We start from the raw sequence: 16,045 nt of genomic DNA, 5'->3' as shown, positions 1-16,045 counted from the left end.
ATACCGTATCTGGCCCGTCTCTCGCAGATAGCTTCATGCTGTCAGCGCACGTCTAGCGAGTGTCATGACCGAACCGATCAAACTCACCGAGATTACGGCGGTCCTCTCGACGTTCGACTACCCCACGACACCCGAAGAAGTCGCGGCCGACCACGGCGATATCGTCGTCGAACTCGCAGACGGGTCCGTCACCCTGGGCGAGACGATCCAGGACGCCGACACGGACTCGTTTACGAACGCCGAAGACCTCGAACTGACTGTCCGGTCGCTACTCCCCCGGAACGCAGTCGGCGAGCCCTACCAGTCGGAGGGCGACGCATGACTCCAGTCACGGAATCGGGCGGCCACCCCATCCGATACCGGGATATCACCGGTACGGCCTACGGGATGTGGCGCTGTTCCGTCTGTGGTGAACTGGGTCGGCTTCACGCGGCGCTTCCACGGGCCTGTCCGGACTGTGGATCGCCACGGGAAGCCCTCTACTACTGGGCGGAGGACTGAACTGGAACAGCCGGGACACGGGCACGGTTATCGCCACCGGCGAGCCAGCCGATAGGCGATCGTCATCGGGAGCGTGACGGCCAGGAGGACGAACACGATCTCGTCGACAGTCGGGCCGGCCCCTGTCAGGGCACTGCGGAACACGAGCACGCCAACCGCGAGCACGCCGACGACGGTGGCGACGTAGGTCGGAATCGCCCGTTCGGACCGTGGACCATCGGAGGGCATGCGTCGGTCTACTGCCGTCACGACAGTAGGTCTTCGCCCTGTGTGGCACCCGATGGGCGTCCCGACCACGTGGACCGACGCGACCCGTTTTATCCGTCCAGCCCGTTCCGAGGGTATGGGAAAACTGCCGGAACGGCTGGCGGGCGTCGCGGATGTCGACTGTGACGGGATACAGGCACTCGTCACCGGATCGACGAGCGGGATCGGGCGGGAGACGGCCCTCGCGTTGGGGCGACTCGGTGCCGATGCCGTCGTCGTCCACGGGCGCGACGTGGCGGCCGGGCACGCCGTCGTCGACGAACTGACCGCGACCGGTACTACTGCGACCTTCGTCCCGGCCGACTTCGCCGACGTGGCCGCGGTCCGTGACCTCGCCGAGACCGTCCGCGAGGAGACCGACAGGATCGATATCCTGTTCAACAACGCCGGTGGCCTGTTCCGCGAGGGACGGCTGACAGACATCGGTATCGAGTACACGTTCCACGTCAACCACCTCGGTCCGTACCTCCTGACGGCGACGCTGCTCGACCATCTCCGGGAGGGCGCACGCGTCGTCACGACGGCGTCGGGGGCACACCGCGGCCCCTCGCTGGATCTGGAGCGGGTCCAGCGAGTCGACGACTACTCGGGCTTTTGGGCCTACAGTCACTCGAAACTCGCGAACGTCCTCTTCGCGGCGGAGCTGGCCCGGCGCCTCGACGCCGCCGGCCGGGCGGTCACCTCGAACAGCGTCCACCCCGGCGCGATCCCCGGCAGCGGGTTCAGTCGGTTCCTGCCGGGGCCGATCCCGCAATTGGTCCGGACGCTGGAGGCGGTCCCCGGTGTCACGTCGGTCGCCGACGGCGCGGCGGAGTTACTGTTCGCCGGCGTCTCGCCGCGTACCGCCGACATCTCAGGACGGTACTTCAGCGAGCAACAGCCAACCACTCCGTCGGAAGCTGCCCGTGACACGGCTGCCGCCCGCCGGCTCTGGGAGCGCAGCGCGGAGCTTCTCGATATCGACGAACCGCTCGCTCGGACGGACCCACCGGGCGGGACAGAGTGAGATGAACCACGATCGAATCCACGCGCGGGAGCCCAGCCACCACGTCGACCGGTGGTCGGTCGGGACCGTCGAGGCCGTCGAACGACGGGACGGACACTGGTACGTGACGGTTCGCCCGCCCGACGGCGACCCGGTAGAACTCGTCGTGACGCTGGCCGTCCGGGACCTCGTTCTCCGCCGATTGAATCTCGACGGCGACTCACCCGTCGGTGAACGTGTCTGGTACCGGAAACACGGCGGGTAGCGACAGCCGCTCTCTCAGGCGGTCGTCGGTGGCGTGATGATCACGTGATCCCGCACGGCTTCGAGGACGGTCGCGGGTAACTCGATGTGGCCGTCCGGACCCTGTTCGACGCCGAAGATCTCGGACCGGTCGGTTTCGACGATCACCGACTCCAGCGACCCGGACTCGGTGTCCATCGTGATGTTGTGCAGACGGCCGACGTGTTGTCCATCGGTACTCATCACCTGTTTTCCGGAGAGGGAACTCGCAAGCATCGGGGACACACTGGACGTGTGTTCGAGAGGTAAATAAAGGTATGTCGCCGTCTCGTCCGTCGGAGGAGATCGGGCGCTGTTCGGTGACCGTCGGCACGTAAAACGGAGAGCCAGGGGTGCGCTTTCAGCCAAACCCTTAACAGCCAACGAATAAAGGTAGAGGTATGCCCGATCCCGAACAGGGTGTCGCGACGCTGCGCGAGAAGATCCGCGAAGGCGAGCGCGAGATCGACGACGAGCGCGACCGTGAGGTCCTCATGGAGTTCAGCGACCAGCTGAAGCTCCTCCGGGAGACGTACGGTCACCATCGGCACCTGAAGCTGCTGAGACACTGCGTCCGGATGGCCGAGCACGCCCCGGCGTCGCTCGTCGACGCTCTCGACGATCGCGACGCCGCCGAGGATATCGTCCGCTGGATCCACGACGAGTACGACCTCGACGAGTCCCCCGAGACGAACCAGAACTACCGGGTCGCGCTGCGGGTCTTCGGCCGGCGTGTCACCGACGAGAACGGCGACGAGCCGCCCCAGTCCATCGACTGGGTCAACTCCACGCTCCCGCGTGACTACGACCCCTCGCCCGACCCCAGCGAGATGCTCCGCTGGGAAGACGACGTCGAGCCGATGCTCGACGCCTGCCGGAACGCTCGCGATGAGGCGGCGGTAGCCCTCCAATTCGACGCCGGACTCCGTGGTGGCGAGCTCTACGAGCTGTCCGTCGACGACATCAGCGAGTCCGACCACGGACTCACCGTCAGCGTCGACGGGAAGACCGGCCAGCGCTCGGTCGACCTGATCCCGTCGACACCCCACGTCAACCGCTGGCTCTCGGACCATCCCGGCGGCGCCGGCGACCCGCTGTGGTGCAAGCTCTCCAGCGCCGAGCAACTCTCCTACCAGTCCTATCTCGACATGTTCAAGCGACCGGCCAATCGGGTCGACGTCGAGAAGGACGTCACTCCCACCGCGTTCCGAAAGTCGAACCTCGCCTGGCTCTGCCGGCAGGGAATGAACGCCCGCCACATCGAGCGCCGGCAGGGCCGGGCCCATGGCTCGGACGCCGTCGCCCGCTACACCGCGATCTTCGACGACGACATCGGTGACGAGTACGCCCAGATGATGGGCCTCGAGGTCGCCGACGAGGACGACAGCAACGAGTTCGCGCCGCTGAACTGCCCGCGCTGCGACCGGGAGACGCCCAAGCGGGAGGACCGATGCATGTGGTGTGGGCAGGCGCTGTCGGCCGCTGCGGCCAGCGAGGCCTCCTCGCAGGACCAGGACATGATGGCGGCGATCGCCGAGCAGCCCGAACTCGCCGAGGCGCTGATGGATCTGAAGGAGATGACCGACGACGTCCCCGGCGTCCGGATCGCGTTCGAGACGGACTGACCTACTCGCCATCGTCGTCCTCCTGGGTGTGTTCGGCCAGCCACTCCAGGGCCGCCTCCGCTCGTGGAGCGAACGTCGTGTCGCTCTCGGCGACGGCCTCCAGCTGGTCGCGGTGGTCCTCCAGTGCGCTCGCGATGCGGTCGAAGTGGTCCTCAGTCTCGTGTTGTAGCGTCATCAGAAATCAGCCTCCTCCAGCGATCGTTCGGGGTCCTCGCGGATCTCTCGAGCCGCCTGGTGTAGTTTCCCGCGGGCCCGCAGGTCCGGCGCCGGCGCCGTGACAGCCTCGAAGGCGTCACGACTCCGCCAGCGCTCGGCCAGTTCGCGGGTGATCCGGCCGAGACCACCACAGAGCTTGCACGTGTTGTTCCCGTGCATACAGCGGTCCTGGGCGTGACACAGGTCGTCGTAACACTCGACGTACTCACCGGTGCCACGGCAGCGGATGCAGTCCATCCACTCGCCGCGCTCGTGTCGCATCATGGTATCACCAGCCAGACAAACAGCAGACTCGCGATGCCGATCGCGAGCACGACGACCCCGGTCTGTTGGGGGGTCACGCCTCTTCACCTCCGATTTTCGGGCCACTGGCGTCGACTGTGTCCGCGTAGCGACCGAGCTTCACCAGGACAGTCCTAGTCGCCCCCTCAGCCATCCCGAGATCTTCGGCGATCTCGCCCAGGTAGCCGTTCGGGCCGTGATCGTCGACGACATCGTGAACGTCCTCTTCGGAGACGTCATCCGGGAGCCGTTCCTGGACGGCGGTATCGCCCCCGCCCGTAGGGTCGACGAGCTCGGAGTCGTCAGGTTCGTGATCCAGCGGGACCGGGTCGTCGGCGTCGTGCATCTTCCCGTGATGCGTCGCGAGGTCGCGGGGCTGGTCCCAGGGACCGTCGCCACAGACGCCACACCAGACTGGGTCGGTATCGTCGTCGGGCTCCTCGACCGGGTCGCCGACGCGATGCTCGTCTTCCTGGTCGTCGTCGACGTCGTCCTCGCTCTCCTCCTTGTCGACGTCGTCGGCAAGTCGGTATAGGTTCCGGCGCTTGTCCTCGGGATCCTTCCGAGACTCGACACGCCCGTCGCGTTGCATCTTCGAAAGGACGTTCCGGTAGTGGCCCGACGACGTTTCAAGCAACAGTTCAATCTCGCTGCTGGGGAGCTCGCCGTGTTCCTCCAGGAGGTCGGCGATGTCACCTGCCATGCCGGGCCCCCCCTCGCTGTCGGAGTCGTCATCATGTGACCGGGCTTCGTGGATCGCCAGACCGCGCTCGGAGTCGGTCGTAAAGTCACAGCCGTCGACGTCGCAGGCCAGATCGTCGTCGAGGTCGTCGTCCTCCTCTTCGTCCTGGACCTCGTCGTCATCCGGCTCGTCGCCCCCGTCGACGACATCGGTGTCCTCCTGGCCGCCGCCGGCCTCCTCGTCGACCGACGCGTCGGCGTCGTCGTTCTCGTCGTCGGCGCCGTTCGCAAGCGCCGCTTCTTCGAGTTCGGTCCCGCGGTGGGCGAGTGCGAACAGCTCGTCGGCCTGGTCGTCGGTGACATCGACGACTTCGACGGGGTGCTTGTCCATCCCGGCCAGTCGCGCAGCTGCGACACGCTTGTGGCCGTTGATGATCGTGCCGTCCTCGCGGACGACAGGATAGCTCCCCGCGAACTGGTTGCGGTAGCAGCGCCGGAGGACGGCGTCCTTGGGCTCGAAGTCGTCGGGGTGGGCCGGGTGCGGCTCCAACCCGTCGACGGCGCGGAACTCGATGCGCTTGCGGGGCTTGAGGACCTGCACGGACTGCGCGGTCCGGACGAACGCCGACCCGATCTCGGCGTCGCGACTCTCGTCGTAGCAGTCGTGCAGGATGAGACTCCCGCGGGAGTGATGGACGCGATCGACCCACCCCTCGAGGACGCCGTGATCCGTGTGGACCCGGACGCGCTTGCCCTGCAGGGCCCAGTCCAGCGCGTCGTTGAACGGGTTGCTCACAGTCCCAACACCTCCCGCGCTCGCTCGACGAGGTCAGCTGCTCGCCGGCCGTGCATCCAGGGATGGAGCGCTCGGTCGTAGCCCTCCAGGACGGCCCCAGGCGGGACGTGACAGCCCTCGGCCTGCATGTGGTTGCCAGCGGCCACAACCCGGCGTTGCATGTCCCAGACGAGCGGACTGAGCCCCTCACGGTCCGGGCGGCTCTCGACCGGTGGGCGGACCGTCATGCGGTCTCACCCTCCCGGTAGGAGACGACGTCGCAGTCGCCGTTCGCACACCAGCGCTGACCGTGGGCCAGGACCTCGTCACCGTCGCCAACGACGTGACATGCCGGGCAGGATTCGGGCGCGGGTCGCCGATCGGCGACGTCCTCCCAGCTCTCGCCCTCGGCCTTCGCGACGCCGGGATCGTCGACGTCGTAGGTGTCGCCTTGGGGACTCACGACAGCGCACCTCCGTTTCCCTCGACGGCTCGGCGGTTCGCGACGGAGTGACAGTCGTTGCAGAAGTACTCGTGTGACTGCTCCCACCCCTCATCGGACGACCAGTACTCCACGCGGTCAACCTCCGCGGGATCCAGGTCGGCCCCGCACAGCGGGATGTACTGTCCGAGCCCGGACTCGATGTGGTTGACGCTGGCCTCCAGGATGTAGCAACCGTCGAGGCTCATTTTACCACCGCCACATCGGGGCCGTCCTCGACGATACACGCCGAGCACTCGCCACACTTCGTCCGCTCGTCGAGCGGGACGCCCTCGCGCTTCTCCCGGTCGTACGGACACCAGACCTCTTCGTCGCGGATCTCGGCGGCAGAGTCGACTGCCCGGTACCGGCGGTCGCCGTACTGGCGCTGGTCGTTGGACTGGTTGACGGTGATGTGCTCGGCGTCGGACCAGTCCAGATGCGAGCTCGCGCTGTACAGGAAGACCTCGACGTCGGCGCCGGCGTCATCGAGCAGCTGCGCGATGCGGTCGATCTTCCGGATGTCTGCCTCGTGTCGAACGTCCCCGGCCTGGGAGAACTTCAGCGCTCGTGCCTCCACCGAGTGCTTCCGATCGACGATCGCGAGGAAGGCCTCGGCGAAGGTCTGTGCGTCCAGGCAGTCCCAGAGGTACTCCTGCCGGCGGAAGTACGCCAGCACGTAGTCGTATCGCTTTTCGTCGACGACGGCGTAGCACTCGTCGCCGTCAACCTGACAGCGCTCGGTCCAGCGGTTGGGACAGTCGTGAGCGGCGCCGAGGTTGAAGATCCCGACGTACTTGCTGACCTTGCTGTTGTTCCCCCACTGGATGTAGTCGTTCAGCAGGAACGACCAGTCGCGGATGTCGTCGCAGTCTTTCATCCGGGACTGCAGGTCGCCGATGCCGTCGATCTCCGTGACCGGCGGGCCGACACGGCTCGGGATCATCGTCGCGCCCTTGCGCTGCTTACTCGCCATGGTCTCCCCCCAGGAAACAGTCCGAACAGGGCAGTCCGTGTTCGTCGGGGCAGTCTCGCGACCCGTTGGGACACAGCCCTTGGTCGCCCATGCCCCGGTACTGCTGGACGGCGTGGACGGCGCGTCCGCCGTCGGTCTGTGCTCGCTTGCTCGCTGCCTCACCGAGCCTGTCCGAGAACAGTCGGAGCTTGTCGCGACGGTTGTCCGGAAGCCGCTCGAAGACCTCGTCGACGCGCACCCCGGCGTTGATCGCCCGGACGAGATGGCGCGACGTGGTGACGCCGAAGCCGAAGTCGGTACTGCCACCCTCCCCGTCTGCAATATGAATCGAGAGGATGACGCCGTCTTCGTCGAGGTGGGTCTCGCCGCTGCCGTCCGTCGCGACGCGCTCGACGCGCACGTCGTGCATCTCCTTGCGCTCGTGACGCTCGGCGGCGTCGCTGGCCCCCACGAGGTCCTCGGCCTCCTCGGTCCAGGGACAGTCCTGGCAGTCGGCGCGGGGGGTCATCGCTCGCCCCCCAGCCGGTCGGACTCCTCGCGATGGATCAGTTGCGGGGCACCGCCCAGGAGATCCCGCGCCTTCGCCGCGGACGCGGACTCAGCAAAGCGAGCGTCGTTGCCCATCGTCGCCTGCAGCGCCGACCACCCCACGACTTCGTAGGATTCGTCATCGGGGTCATACCCGATCTCGGTGACGCCTGTGCTCGACCACGTCACGGCGACCAGCTCGCCGTCGGCATGTGAGAGCGTCCGCGACCAGTCGGTCGCCCCGGCAGCGCTGGCGGGCGCGTCCTCCTGGCAGACCTCGCGAACCCGGCTGACGGTCACTCGACCGTCGACGATCTCGTCGAGGACAGCCAGCGCGCGGTCGCTGGCGGGCTGGCCGATCGGCAGCGGCAGCCGGTCGGTCGAGAAGGGCAGGTCCTCGGCGGCGAGATGGGCTGCCATCACGCCTCACCTCCCCCGTCCGCCTGGCGCTCGTCCCACTCGAACTCGTAGTCGGGCTCGAAGTCCTCGTCACCGATCGTCAGCGCCGGCGACCCGGTTACGCCGCTCTCGTCGACATCGTCGAGGATACACCGCTTGCACGGCGCGTAGTTACGCTTCCAGCACCAGCCGCGCTCGACCGGTTCGGTCTCGACCTCCTGGCCGTCGACGTGCTGGCACTGCTCCTCGGTAGTGTGGTAGATCGGCGTCCCACAGGTCCGAGTCACTCGGACCCGGACGGTGTCTTCCGGGTCGCCGTCGTCCTCGGCGATGCGCTCGCGACGACTCTCGCGTGTGAGGTTCGGCATCAGCACACCTCCTCCAGGTCGACGGCGCGGTCGCTGATGATCCACGCATCGGACGTGATCCCGGCCGGCTGGCCGTCGCTCTCGCACTGGAGGTCGTCCTCAGGGACCCACACCGTCTGGCCGCCGCGGGTGACGGCCGTGACAGTCTGCCCGCGCAGTTGCGGGTGCTCGGTCCGGCGCCGGCGCTCGGCGCGGTCGGCAATATCGATCATCAGTGCCCCTCCAGCTGGTCGACGGCGTCGGCCCGATCGGCGGCGTCGGCCTGGACCAGTTCGGCGCCGGCGTCGCTCAGTTCGTACGTGTTGGTCCGCTTGTCTTGCCGGCGCTTCGCGACGTAGCCGGCCTCGACGAGGGCGTCGAGGTTGGGGTAGAGTCGGCCGTGGTTGACCTCCTCGCCGTAGTAGGCCTCCAGCTTGCGCTTGAGCCCCAGCCCGTAATCGGACTGGCCCTCGCTGGCCGCCAGGAGGTAGCAAATCTCCATCTGGAACCGCGTGAGGTCGCCACCGTCGGGGGCCGTCCCACGCTGTTCGGTCCGGGACATCACTCGGCACCTCCCTCGGTGTCGGGCTGTTGGGCGGGTTCGGCGCCGGCGAGGCGGTGGTCGCCCTCCTCGACCTGCAGTTCGATCGCGTCGGCGATCTGCCGGAGCTCGCTGGCGGCCTCCAGGAGGCCGTCGGCGTCGAGGACGGCAAGCCCGGTGCCGTCGCCCGAGCCGCCGGTCAGCAGCTGGGCGCCGTCGCCGTCGAGGTTGGCGAGTGCCATCAGCACATGATTTAGCGCGTCGGCAGCGTTGGTCCGTGCTTCCGAAACGTCGCCGTGGTTAGCTGTGGTTCGGAACCGAGACATCTTCTGAAGAGCACGCTGGGTGTGCGTCTCCGGGCCGGTGCCAACGTACCCGTCTGGTCCGTACTTGTTTTCCTTACTCGCGAGTCGTTTGACCGCCGCAGCGACTAGGAGCAAGCACTCGTGCTCCAGGTCGGCGTAGCCGTCCAGCCCGCCGAACTGGACGATTGGCCCCGAGCCGTCGGCGGCCACCTGTGCATCATCGCTGTCGGCGTTGTCGCACGGGAGGTGGGACTCGACACGGTCGCGCACGTCCTGTTTCGCACGCGCGATGAACGGCTCCTCGTCGCGCCGTGGTTCCATCCGCCACGTCCGGTTACACTCCGGACACGAACCGAGAACATCGCCGCTTGGGATCCGCCGAACGTCGATGCCGCCGTCGGCGCGGAGTTTCCGCTCCTGGTCGTCGCGGTCGTGGACGGGCTGCTCCAGTTTCAGCCGCCCGCGGGGGAAGGCGTAGCGCTGGTGGTCGTCCAGATCCTTGCTGGTGCGCTGGGGGTAGACCACCTCGATGACGGGGTCGATCGCGGGGAAGTCCTCGTTGTAGTCCGCGACCGTCTGCGGACCCTCGCCGAGGACGTAGTCTTCCGCCAGCGTCGCCGGCGTCGCGACGACGACCATCGTCGCCTGGTCTTCGTCCTCCTCGCGATCGAGGACGTGGTCGCCGACGTGGAGCGCGGGGCGTTCGCCATCCGCGAAGGAGTTGTCGATGGCGCCGTTGTCGTCGGCCGTCGCCCCGTCAGTGTTTTCACCGTCGCCGGCGGACGATTCGCCTGCAGGCGAGTTTTGGCCTGCACAACCCCCCAGCGTTTTCGAGCCCACGTCCTCGCGTGGGTTCTCGTCGGTCGCCGAGGAGTCGCTACTGTCACGACCGTTTGCACGGTCGACTGCGCTGTCGGTGGGCTCACTTTTAAGAGCCCGACTGTCTGATTTTTGCATGGCTTCGTAATCTCCCTTGGTAGGGACGGAAGCCAGCGGCCCCGAGGTGCCCTTAACACCATTTGAGGGGCCGTTTTTGCGAGTTAACGTGTGGCTTCCAAGTCGTGACAACGGGTAGCTGTCACTTAAACGTTACCGATGGTTACGCGATATCGGATACGGTCCATCGGTTATATAATGCCACATTACCAATGGTATATTTACGATGGCTACCCGATCCGATGGCGTAGTGAGACTGACGCCAGCCGACTTCGAGATCCTCGGCGTCCTTCGCGATGGGCGAAACCTCGCGACCAATATCGCCGCGGAGATCGACAAATCGAGGAAGTACATCAACAGGCGGATGGGCTACCTGCTGGATTATGAACTGGTCACGAAGGTGGGGCCTGTTGAGGACACCGGTCTGTACGAGATCACCGACCGCGGTCGACTGGCGTACGAGCATCGCGAACGCTACCACGACGAGGATATCGACTTCGACGACTTTCTCGACGAGCTCGCCGACCAGTCCTGACATCGTTCTACGCGGGCCTCGCGAGCAGTGCCAGTTCGTCCGCCAGCCACGCCGGCGTCTCCAGGTCGGCCAGCTCGCCGTCGCGATACGATGCCTCCACACTCACGTCGCCGTCGGGCTCGACCAGGACGATCCACTCGCGATCGTCGGGATGGGACACCCGCACGCGCTGGCCGTCGTCGGTCGTCTCGATCACGCGCACGTCGACCGCGGTCCCGTCGTGGGCCGTGATGGTTGTCTTCTGTGACATGCACCAGGACCGACGGGCGAGTCGAGCATAAAAAGGGGTTACATGTCCGGATCTTCGACGGCGACGCCCAGGTCGTAGGCTGACCGGACGGCCTCGTCAAGGACGCTGTAGCTCCGATCCCGCGACGCCCCCTCGCGCTCGATGAGGTCGTACTCGACGAGCTTCGCGAGCTTCCGGCGCTGGGACCGCTCGCTCAGGGGCTGGCGCTGGCGCCCCTGGTAGACGCCGTCGGCGACGGTCTCGTATCGACGATGGAGTGCTTCGCCGGAGATCGTCCCCGCCTCGCGCACCAGCTCGTACAGGACGTGGTGATGGAGCGCCAGCGAGTCCAGCGCTGCCTGGCGCATCCACTCGCGGGCGACGTCGTAGGCGTCGTCGACGTCCATCTCTCGAACCGTGTAGTGCCCCCGATCGACGGCGAGTTCCGCAGCGGCCAGGACTGAGTAGATCCCGTGGCGGGCGACGCCGGCGACGTCGTCGGCGATCCGCTCCAGCTGCTGGCGCGAAAGGACCTGGCGCTCCAGCCCCGTCGCGACGCGGGGTTCGAGGATATCGGCGAGTTCGTCGACGCCGTAGCGGTCCAGGGCGATCCGCTGGCCGTGGAACCGCGCGGCGATCGAGCGGGGCGCCTGGGCGAGCCAGTCGTCGGCGTCGTAGGCGACCACGACGAGCGAGATCGCCTCGACGTCGGCCAGCCGTTCCAGCGCTTTCGTGTCGTGGACCTCGGCGGCCTCGTCGAGGACCACTGCCAGGGGCTCGTCGACGCGCTCACGTAGGGAGAGCGCGAGGTCCTCGCGCGGGGTGTTCCGCGCTGGTCGGGGTCCGATCGCCGCCAGGACCTCGCGGATGATCCCCGCGGTGGTCTGGCCCATGCACTCGACGCGGGTCCACTGGATTCCGGCATCGTCGGCCAGCTGCGAGAGCGTGTGCCGGGCGAGGACGCTCTTGCCGACGCCGGGCGGGCCCGAAATGAGGACGTCCTGGCCGCGGCGCTGGAGGCGGGATGGCACGACGGCGCTGGAGAGCTGGTCGACGGCGGCGTCCCGGTGGAGGAGGTGGTCAGGGGACCAGGTGTCGTCGAAGACCGACCGGTCGGCTATCATGTTGGCTGTGAGTGACGATAGACCGGTATATAAATGGGTGCGTGATGTCCGGAAGCCGGCGGTCAACCCCTACCAACGCTGTCACAACCTTTTTTCATGGCTTATCTTTCTTTATCAGAGTGCTAGAATTTTATCTGTGGTGATGACTATCTTGCTATATAATGGGAAGAAGCCCACCAGCGGCGGTAAAACGTCAACTGAGAAGGGAAGCCAATTACGGGTGTGTGATCTGTGGAAAGCCCCTAATTCAATACCATCATATCGTGCCATACAGCGAGGAAGAACACCATGACCCAGATCGAATGGTCGCACTATGTTATGAACACCATGCTCACGCTGGGCCTGACGCGGAAGCACTAACACCAGACGTACTATATGACGCGAAAGAGGACCCACACAACTCAAAAAGGGTGGACTATCCGTTTTATTTTGATCCTTCGCGACCGGAGATCGGGGTAGGTAGCAACCGGTTTATTTTGGATCAAAGAGACCACATGGATATTCTTTCTATCGCTGGTGACCCGGTCATACAAATGGGCTACGACGACGGCTTTCTCACGTTTTCAACAAAGATGGGCAGAAAAAGCGGAAGAACCTGTGCTCGCGTAAATGAGAACGAGTGGTGGGCGCTGACAAACCGGGTTTGGGACCTGACGTATAAACCAGACGAGTTGAAGATTTGGCACGAGCAGTACGACATTGGGCTACACATCACCTATGATTCAGACGAAGATCTCGTCCGCATCCGCGGTTCCTTTTATAATAATGGCCTCCATGTCGAAGCTACAGAAAATAAACTAAAACTCGGAAGTAACATAATAAAAGGTAGTACGATCACAGATACTCAAGTCGGAATAGCCTTCGGGGCATCCAATTCATAGCTCCCTTTCTGGGTCAGAAAAGTGCTTACAATATCTCATTTGCGTGCTCACACCCAATGAGTTGATAGCCACAAATAGGGCATTGCTCTCTGTCGCACCCGGCCGCGTGTAACTCTCCTTCGGTGACACCACAGTCGGGGCATGTCGAGTTACGGGGTGGCTGATACACAATCACACCTAATTGCTCTGTCTGGTCTTCGTCACCGAAACAGACTCGTTGGGTGGATTGGTTCATCTGGGTTGGGCTGTCAACTGAAACCTCGTATTTGACTTAGTGCTGCTCTCTGTAAATATATTTGTATGTCGTAACACATTTGCTCTGCTCAGATAGAACGGTCTTACCCCTCCGCCACCGGTCAGCGACATGATGTGCCACCAAACTCCCGCTGGTCCAGCACGTGGACGTATCGGTAGGGATCCGACAGCGCCCGTATCACGTCGCGGTGGGGGTCGGGCTCGCTGCCGAGCCCGGTCAGGACGGCCTCGCTAAACTCGGAGCACGGCGCAGTGATGAATTGGCTGTCAGTCACAGCGAGCACCCCTCGCAGGCGAGCAGGTTCGGGCCGTCTCCAGGCCCATGTTGACGACCGTCTGGAGGTTGCCGCACGGATCCCGGCGGAGGCCCCACTCAGGAATCATCGCGACACCGCACCTCTTGCTCGACGTAGCAGTCGCCGTCGTAGACGATCCGGTACAGCCCTCGTGCCCGCTTTTCGATCCAACCGGCGTTCTCCAGGGCGTTCAGGGCGTCGTTGACACGCTGACGCTCGATCCCGGTCACGTCTCGGATCCGTCGGGGGTTGACCTGGTACTCGTCGCGAAGCACGTTCAGGACTTTGCGCTGCTGACTCGACGGGTCGAAGCTCTTGTTAGCCACGCTTGGTCGGTGATGTCTCACTCTGTCACCTCAAGTGTATCTATCGCCTGCATATCTATTGTAGCTTTTGGTGTCCGCTTTATTGTCCGTTACAACGTAACGGTTAAGTGCCTGCCTGTTGTACTATGAAGTAGAGCACGAGTCCGCTGTAGAAGCGGCCCGGCGCACCAACGCCGGACCAGTGCTCTGGAGATCAGAGCATGACTGACTACATCGAACCCACGGAAAAGCGTACCGTCCCCGACCACGCCGGCACGGTCGGCATCGACAGCGAGGGACGCACCCACTACTACCCAGCCGCGAAGGCTCGCGACGAGCGCGTGTTCGTCCAGGAGGACGACGTCGTCCTGGTCTTCGACCTCGCGGGCACCGACCGCGACCTCGACGACTGGGTCGGCCACGTCGACTGGTCCGAGTGTTACTACGACGAGGGCATCGTCGGCCAGCTGGAGCGTGGCCTGGAGGCAGGGGCATGAACGGCGAGCACCCGAAGGCCGACACGCGCCGGCGTGAGGCAATCGACCGCGTCGCCGACCGCTTCGAGAGCCAACTCCTGGGCGATATCGTCCGCGACCGTTGCTACTACGACGACGGGCCGGTCCTCCGCCTGGCCAACGTCATGGAGCGCGCCTACTCGCTCGCCGACGCCGGCGATGTCGAGACTGAGGCCGCGTCGAAGGGCGCCTTTGGCGCCGCCGAGGAGATCCGCGACGTGATCGACGCCGAGGCCGAGGCCCAGGTCCTCGCGCGGCTGGACGATGTTGTCGCCGACCAAGACGACATCATCGACCACCACGGCCCCGATGGCCTTCGCGCCGTCAACGAGGCGAACAAGTGCCAGGAACTGGGCGAGATCCCCGGTGGTGATGCGTGATGGCGTCGAAGCGCGCCGAACTCCGCCCGGCGACGGATCCGATCGACCTCGACGAACGCGACGCCCGGGCGCTCACGGAGGTCATGACCGTCACCGAGGGCGGCCGTGCCCGCGGCGCTGACGGGCTGTTCGAAGTCACCACTCAGTCGGGCAGCGAGTACCTGGTCGACATGCACGACGGCCGCTGTGAGTGCTGGGACGACTCAGTCCGTTCCGCTGGCTGCAAGCACCGGCGACGCGTCGCGTTCGCGACCGGGCGGCGGCCGATCCCCAGCTGGGCCGACCGCGCGGCGATCGACGACGATCTCGGCCGCTTCGTCGCCGGCGAGCCCGACTACCAACACTTCGATAACGGGGGGTCCGCCGGTGCCGAGTGACCACCCTGCGGGCTCTCCCCAGCAGCGCCTCGCGGAGATCCGCAAGCAAGCTGGCCTCGTCCTGGACGCGATCGACGAGGACGCCGACGCGGCGGTCGACGTGGCGACCATCGCGATGGCCGCCGACATGGCGCTGGACGAGCTGGGCGACGACCCCGACGAGAACGGCGACCCGGTCCGCGCCGACGGCGGGGGTGGCGTCGTGGTCGAGCACACGCTCCCGACGTGCCAGCGCCGTCGCTACCGGTGGGTGCCCGACGGCGACGAATGGACCCGCCACGTCGAGGAGCGCGACGGCGACGACTGGCGGCCGGTCGGCGACGAAGTCGTTGAAGACGTGACGATCACGCACCTCACGGAGGCGTCGCGATGATCCGCGTCGAGAAGGAGCTGTCGGTGCCCTACACGCGCCGGGCGATCGTCGTCAGCTACGACCGCACCGACGGCGTCGGCTGGGAGCTGGACTGATGGCCGGCTACTTATCGTTCGCGGCGCCGGAAACGGAGTTCAAGCTCGTCTGGGAAGAGGTCGAGATCGGGACCGGCGGGCTGACCGAGAAGCGCCCGACGGGCGAAATCCGCTGTGTCGAGTGCGGTGCGACGGCTTGGAACATCGACGACTTCCCCCACGAGCAAGACTGCCCCCAGCGGTTCGTCCACTCGCGGTGGTACGCCGAGCAGTTGCTGGGCTGACCGCTTATCGCGACATTTTCGTGCTGTTTTCAGTCTTCCACCGGAAAATAAGCACAGCGAGTGCCAACAGAATACCGCCCACGACGATTGCCGGGGCGTTCGCGAGCATGTCTTGAACGAACGGCAATCCGGGTACGGTGTCGACACCTGTCTGCATAGAGGCTTCTGTAGGGGGCGTACAATTAAATCATGTGTACCCGAGTAGCGTAAGGGGCTAATGGTTCAAATCGGGTAATATAATATTACTTAGATCCTGCGCGAGTATATGTGCGGAAACAAAACGGCTGATGAGCGTGAGCAAATGGCCGAAGAAGATGATCGCCATGATG

At 65.3% G+C, this 16,045-nt stretch carries 31 protein-coding genes; 12 read left to right on the top strand and 19 right to left on the bottom strand.

Annotated features, from left to right (window positions below):
- Positions 1-64: 64 nt before the first annotated feature.
- Positions 65-322, top strand: a complete 258-nt coding sequence (locus P1L40_RS01485) for a DUF5789 family protein (protein ID WP_284009544.1) — start codon at positions 65-67, stop codon at positions 320-322.
- Positions 319-501, top strand: coding sequence for a DUF7130 family rubredoxin-like protein (locus P1L40_RS01480; RefSeq protein ID WP_284009543.1), 183 nt, complete (start codon positions 319-321; stop codon positions 499-501). Before P1L40_RS01485 ends, P1L40_RS01480 begins: the two co-directional genes overlap by 4 nt.
- A 27-nt stretch (positions 502-528) precedes the next feature.
- Here the strand turns inward: P1L40_RS01480 and P1L40_RS01475 are convergent, their stop codons facing one another.
- On the bottom strand, positions 529-729 hold the full coding sequence (locus P1L40_RS01475; RefSeq protein WP_284009542.1) for a hypothetical protein: 201 nt from the start codon (positions 727-729) through the stop codon (positions 529-531).
- 115 nt (positions 730-844) lie between these two features.
- Here P1L40_RS01475 and P1L40_RS01470 point away from each other — a divergent pair, with 115 nt between their 5' ends.
- Entirely contained in the window at positions 845-1,774 is a 930-nt protein-coding gene (locus P1L40_RS01470) for an SDR family NAD(P)-dependent oxidoreductase (protein ID WP_284009541.1), read from the top strand.
- A 1-nt stretch (position 1,775) separates the two neighbouring features.
- Positions 1,776-2,018: a DUF7861 family protein gene (locus tag P1L40_RS01465; protein ID WP_284009540.1), complete on the top strand. Its 243-nt coding sequence runs from the start codon at positions 1,776-1,778 to the stop codon at positions 2,016-2,018.
- A gap of 14 nt (positions 2,019-2,032) precedes the next feature.
- Here P1L40_RS01465 and P1L40_RS01460 read toward each other — a convergent pair whose 3' ends face one another.
- On the bottom strand, positions 2,033-2,239 hold the full coding sequence (locus P1L40_RS01460; RefSeq protein WP_284009539.1) for a PRC-barrel domain-containing protein: 207 nt from the start codon (positions 2,237-2,239) through the stop codon (positions 2,033-2,035).
- Between the two features lie 197 nt (positions 2,240-2,436).
- Here P1L40_RS01460 and P1L40_RS01455 point away from each other — a divergent pair, with 197 nt between their 5' ends.
- On the top strand, positions 2,437-3,660 hold the full coding sequence (locus tag P1L40_RS01455) for a tyrosine-type recombinase/integrase (protein ID WP_284009538.1): 1,224 nt from the start codon (positions 2,437-2,439) through the stop codon (positions 3,658-3,660).
- Between the two features lies 1 nt (position 3,661).
- On the opposite strand, the gene P1L40_RS01450 is transcribed toward P1L40_RS01455, so the two are convergent.
- The 13 genes from P1L40_RS01450 to P1L40_RS01390 form a co-directional block, all read right to left on the bottom strand.
- The gene (locus P1L40_RS01450; protein WP_284009537.1) at positions 3,662-3,835 is read right to left on the bottom strand and encodes a hypothetical protein; all 174 of its coding nucleotides are present in this window, start codon (positions 3,833-3,835) and stop codon (positions 3,662-3,664) included.
- On the bottom strand, positions 3,835-4,137 hold the full coding sequence (locus tag P1L40_RS01445) for a hypothetical protein (protein ID WP_284009536.1): 303 nt from the start codon (positions 4,135-4,137) through the stop codon (positions 3,835-3,837). Before P1L40_RS01445 ends, P1L40_RS01450 begins: the two co-directional genes overlap by 1 nt.
- A gap of 76 nt (positions 4,138-4,213) precedes the next feature.
- Positions 4,214-5,635 (bottom strand): ParB N-terminal domain-containing protein, encoded by a 1,422-nt coding sequence (locus P1L40_RS01440; protein WP_284009535.1) that lies wholly within the window; start codon positions 5,633-5,635, stop codon positions 4,214-4,216.
- Positions 5,632-5,862 carry a hypothetical protein gene (locus P1L40_RS01435; RefSeq protein ID WP_284009534.1) on the bottom strand — a complete coding sequence of 77 codons (231 nt, stop codon included), beginning with the start codon at positions 5,860-5,862 and terminating at the stop codon, positions 5,632-5,634. The genes P1L40_RS01440 and P1L40_RS01435 overlap by 4 nt, the downstream gene beginning before the upstream one ends.
- Complete coding sequence (locus tag P1L40_RS01430) at positions 5,859-6,077, bottom strand: hypothetical protein (RefSeq protein ID WP_284009533.1); 219 nt, start codon at positions 6,075-6,077, stop codon at positions 5,859-5,861. The genes P1L40_RS01435 and P1L40_RS01430 overlap by 4 nt, the downstream gene beginning before the upstream one ends.
- A complete protein-coding gene (locus tag P1L40_RS01425; RefSeq protein WP_284009532.1) occupies positions 6,074-6,304 on the bottom strand; it encodes a hypothetical protein in 231 nt (76 codons plus the stop codon). Before P1L40_RS01425 ends, P1L40_RS01430 begins: the two co-directional genes overlap by 4 nt.
- Positions 6,301-7,071: a hypothetical protein gene (locus P1L40_RS01420; protein WP_284009531.1), complete on the bottom strand. Its 771-nt coding sequence runs from the start codon at positions 7,069-7,071 to the stop codon at positions 6,301-6,303. The genes P1L40_RS01425 and P1L40_RS01420 overlap by 4 nt, the downstream gene beginning before the upstream one ends.
- Positions 7,061-7,579: a hypothetical protein gene (locus P1L40_RS01415; protein ID WP_284009530.1), complete on the bottom strand. Its 519-nt coding sequence runs from the start codon at positions 7,577-7,579 to the stop codon at positions 7,061-7,063. The genes P1L40_RS01420 and P1L40_RS01415 overlap by 11 nt, the downstream gene beginning before the upstream one ends.
- Positions 7,576-8,019, bottom strand: coding sequence for a hypothetical protein (locus P1L40_RS01410; protein WP_284009529.1), 444 nt, complete (start codon positions 8,017-8,019; stop codon positions 7,576-7,578). Before P1L40_RS01410 ends, P1L40_RS01415 begins: the two co-directional genes overlap by 4 nt.
- Positions 8,019-8,366 (bottom strand): hypothetical protein, encoded by a 348-nt coding sequence (locus P1L40_RS01405; RefSeq protein WP_284009528.1) that lies wholly within the window; start codon positions 8,364-8,366, stop codon positions 8,019-8,021. The genes P1L40_RS01410 and P1L40_RS01405 overlap by 1 nt, the downstream gene beginning before the upstream one ends.
- Entirely contained in the window at positions 8,366-8,578 is a 213-nt protein-coding gene (locus P1L40_RS01400) for a hypothetical protein (protein WP_284009527.1), read from the bottom strand. The genes P1L40_RS01405 and P1L40_RS01400 overlap by 1 nt, the downstream gene beginning before the upstream one ends.
- Positions 8,578-8,907 carry a helix-turn-helix transcriptional regulator gene (locus P1L40_RS01395; RefSeq protein ID WP_284009526.1) on the bottom strand — a complete coding sequence of 110 codons (330 nt, stop codon included), beginning with the start codon at positions 8,905-8,907 and terminating at the stop codon, positions 8,578-8,580. Before P1L40_RS01395 ends, P1L40_RS01400 begins: the two co-directional genes overlap by 1 nt.
- Complete coding sequence (locus P1L40_RS01390) at positions 8,907-10,148, bottom strand: hypothetical protein (RefSeq protein WP_284009525.1); 1,242 nt, start codon at positions 10,146-10,148, stop codon at positions 8,907-8,909. Before P1L40_RS01390 ends, P1L40_RS01395 begins: the two co-directional genes overlap by 1 nt.
- Positions 10,149-10,377: 229 nt before the next feature.
- Between P1L40_RS01390 and P1L40_RS01385 the strand changes: the two genes are divergently transcribed.
- A complete protein-coding gene (locus tag P1L40_RS01385; RefSeq protein ID WP_284009524.1) occupies positions 10,378-10,662 on the top strand; it encodes a phage repressor protein in 285 nt (94 codons plus the stop codon).
- Between the two features lie 7 nt (positions 10,663-10,669).
- On the opposite strand, the gene P1L40_RS01380 is transcribed toward P1L40_RS01385, so the two are convergent.
- Together P1L40_RS01380 and P1L40_RS01375 are read right to left on the bottom strand one after the other, a co-directional pair.
- Positions 10,670-10,912: a hypothetical protein gene (locus P1L40_RS01380; RefSeq protein ID WP_284009523.1), complete on the bottom strand. Its 243-nt coding sequence runs from the start codon at positions 10,910-10,912 to the stop codon at positions 10,670-10,672.
- 38 nt (positions 10,913-10,950) lie between these two features.
- On the bottom strand, positions 10,951-12,015 hold the full coding sequence (locus P1L40_RS01375; protein WP_284009522.1) for a Cdc6/Cdc18 family protein: 1,065 nt from the start codon (positions 12,013-12,015) through the stop codon (positions 10,951-10,953).
- Between the two features lie 161 nt (positions 12,016-12,176).
- Here P1L40_RS01375 and P1L40_RS01370 point away from each other — a divergent pair, with 161 nt between their 5' ends.
- A complete protein-coding gene (locus P1L40_RS01370; RefSeq protein ID WP_284009521.1) occupies positions 12,177-12,896 on the top strand; it encodes an HNH endonuclease in 720 nt (239 codons plus the stop codon).
- Positions 12,897-13,252: 356 nt separating this feature from the next.
- On the opposite strand, the gene P1L40_RS01365 is transcribed toward P1L40_RS01370, so the two are convergent.
- Complete coding sequence (locus tag P1L40_RS01365; RefSeq protein ID WP_284009520.1) at positions 13,253-13,426, bottom strand: hypothetical protein; 174 nt, start codon at positions 13,424-13,426, stop codon at positions 13,253-13,255.
- Positions 13,427-13,524: 98 nt separating this feature from the next.
- The gene (locus P1L40_RS01360) at positions 13,525-13,773 is read right to left on the bottom strand and encodes a MarR family transcriptional regulator (protein ID WP_284009519.1); all 249 of its coding nucleotides are present in this window, start codon (positions 13,771-13,773) and stop codon (positions 13,525-13,527) included.
- Between the two features lie 200 nt (positions 13,774-13,973).
- Here P1L40_RS01360 and P1L40_RS01355 point away from each other — a divergent pair, with 200 nt between their 5' ends.
- The 5 genes from P1L40_RS01355 (at position 13,974) to P1L40_RS01335 (ending at position 15,716) form a co-directional block, all read left to right on the top strand.
- Positions 13,974-14,249, top strand: a complete 276-nt coding sequence (locus tag P1L40_RS01355; RefSeq protein WP_284009518.1) for a hypothetical protein — start codon at positions 13,974-13,976, stop codon at positions 14,247-14,249.
- Entirely contained in the window at positions 14,246-14,647 is a 402-nt protein-coding gene (locus P1L40_RS01350) for a hypothetical protein (protein ID WP_284009517.1), read from the top strand. Before P1L40_RS01355 ends, P1L40_RS01350 begins: the two co-directional genes overlap by 4 nt.
- Positions 14,647-15,024: a hypothetical protein gene (locus P1L40_RS01345; RefSeq protein ID WP_284009516.1), complete on the top strand. Its 378-nt coding sequence runs from the start codon at positions 14,647-14,649 to the stop codon at positions 15,022-15,024. The genes P1L40_RS01350 and P1L40_RS01345 overlap by 1 nt, the downstream gene beginning before the upstream one ends.
- The gene (locus P1L40_RS01340; protein ID WP_284009515.1) at positions 15,014-15,397 is read left to right on the top strand and encodes a hypothetical protein; all 384 of its coding nucleotides are present in this window, start codon (positions 15,014-15,016) and stop codon (positions 15,395-15,397) included. The genes P1L40_RS01345 and P1L40_RS01340 overlap by 11 nt, the downstream gene beginning before the upstream one ends.
- 94 nt (positions 15,398-15,491) lie before the next feature.
- Positions 15,492-15,716: a hypothetical protein gene (locus P1L40_RS01335; protein ID WP_284009514.1), complete on the top strand. Its 225-nt coding sequence runs from the start codon at positions 15,492-15,494 to the stop codon at positions 15,714-15,716.
- Positions 15,717-16,045 lie beyond the last annotated feature (329 nt).

Origin of the sequence: Haloarcula pelagica (genome assembly GCF_030127105.1) — an archaeon.
In the GTDB taxonomy this organism is placed as follows: domain Archaea; phylum Halobacteriota; class Halobacteria; order Halobacteriales; family Haloarculaceae; genus Haloarcula; species Haloarcula pelagica.
Note: the sequence above shows the minus strand (reverse complement) of the source record. Positions and strands in the feature narration are given on the sequence as shown.

Coding starts and splice junctions, on each gene's coding strand:
- P1L40_RS01375 (WP_284009522.1), bottom strand. CDS start 12,015: ATGATAGCCGACCGGTCGGTCTTCGACGACACCTGGTCCCCTGACCAC.
- P1L40_RS01335 (WP_284009514.1), top strand. CDS start 15,492: ATGGCCGGCTACTTATCGTTCGCGGCGCCGGAAACGGAGTTCAAGCTC.
- P1L40_RS01405 (WP_284009528.1), bottom strand. CDS start 8,366: ATGCCGAACCTCACACGCGAGAGTCGTCGCGAGCGCATCGCCGAGGAC.
- P1L40_RS01390 (WP_284009525.1), bottom strand. CDS start 10,148: ATGCAAAAATCAGACAGTCGGGCTCTTAAAAGTGAGCCCACCGACAGC.
- P1L40_RS01445 (WP_284009536.1), bottom strand. CDS start 4,137: ATGCGACACGAGCGCGGCGAGTGGATGGACTGCATCCGCTGCCGTGGC.
- P1L40_RS01345 (WP_284009516.1), top strand. CDS start 14,647: ATGGCGTCGAAGCGCGCCGAACTCCGCCCGGCGACGGATCCGATCGAC.
- P1L40_RS01475 (WP_284009542.1), bottom strand. CDS start 729: ATGCCCTCCGATGGTCCACGGTCCGAACGGGCGATTCCGACCTACGTC.
- P1L40_RS01460 (WP_284009539.1), bottom strand. CDS start 2,239: ATGAGTACCGATGGACAACACGTCGGCCGTCTGCACAACATCACGATG.
- P1L40_RS01485 (WP_284009544.1), top strand. CDS start 65: ATGACCGAACCGATCAAACTCACCGAGATTACGGCGGTCCTCTCGACG.
- P1L40_RS01380 (WP_284009523.1), bottom strand. CDS start 10,912: ATGTCACAGAAGACAACCATCACGGCCCACGACGGGACCGCGGTCGAC.
- P1L40_RS01425 (WP_284009532.1), bottom strand. CDS start 6,304: ATGAGCCTCGACGGTTGCTACATCCTGGAGGCCAGCGTCAACCACATC.
- P1L40_RS01400 (WP_284009527.1), bottom strand. CDS start 8,578: ATGATCGATATTGCCGACCGCGCCGAGCGCCGGCGCCGGACCGAGCAC.
- P1L40_RS01435 (WP_284009534.1), bottom strand. CDS start 5,862: ATGACGGTCCGCCCACCGGTCGAGAGCCGCCCGGACCGTGAGGGGCTC.
- P1L40_RS01465 (WP_284009540.1), top strand. CDS start 1,776: ATGAACCACGATCGAATCCACGCGCGGGAGCCCAGCCACCACGTCGAC.
- P1L40_RS01370 (WP_284009521.1), top strand. CDS start 12,177: ATGGGAAGAAGCCCACCAGCGGCGGTAAAACGTCAACTGAGAAGGGAA.
- P1L40_RS01450 (WP_284009537.1), bottom strand. CDS start 3,835: ATGACGCTACAACACGAGACTGAGGACCACTTCGACCGCATCGCGAGC.
- P1L40_RS01470 (WP_284009541.1), top strand. CDS start 845: ATGGGAAAACTGCCGGAACGGCTGGCGGGCGTCGCGGATGTCGACTGT.
- P1L40_RS01395 (WP_284009526.1), bottom strand. CDS start 8,907: ATGTCCCGGACCGAACAGCGTGGGACGGCCCCCGACGGTGGCGACCTC.
- P1L40_RS01455 (WP_284009538.1), top strand. CDS start 2,437: ATGCCCGATCCCGAACAGGGTGTCGCGACGCTGCGCGAGAAGATCCGC.
- P1L40_RS01350 (WP_284009517.1), top strand. CDS start 14,246: ATGAACGGCGAGCACCCGAAGGCCGACACGCGCCGGCGTGAGGCAATC.
- P1L40_RS01480 (WP_284009543.1), top strand. CDS start 319: ATGACTCCAGTCACGGAATCGGGCGGCCACCCCATCCGATACCGGGAT.
- P1L40_RS01415 (WP_284009530.1), bottom strand. CDS start 7,579: ATGACCCCCCGCGCCGACTGCCAGGACTGTCCCTGGACCGAGGAGGCC.
- P1L40_RS01420 (WP_284009531.1), bottom strand. CDS start 7,071: ATGGCGAGTAAGCAGCGCAAGGGCGCGACGATGATCCCGAGCCGTGTC.
- P1L40_RS01410 (WP_284009529.1), bottom strand. CDS start 8,019: ATGGCAGCCCATCTCGCCGCCGAGGACCTGCCCTTCTCGACCGACCGG.
- P1L40_RS01355 (WP_284009518.1), top strand. CDS start 13,974: ATGACTGACTACATCGAACCCACGGAAAAGCGTACCGTCCCCGACCAC.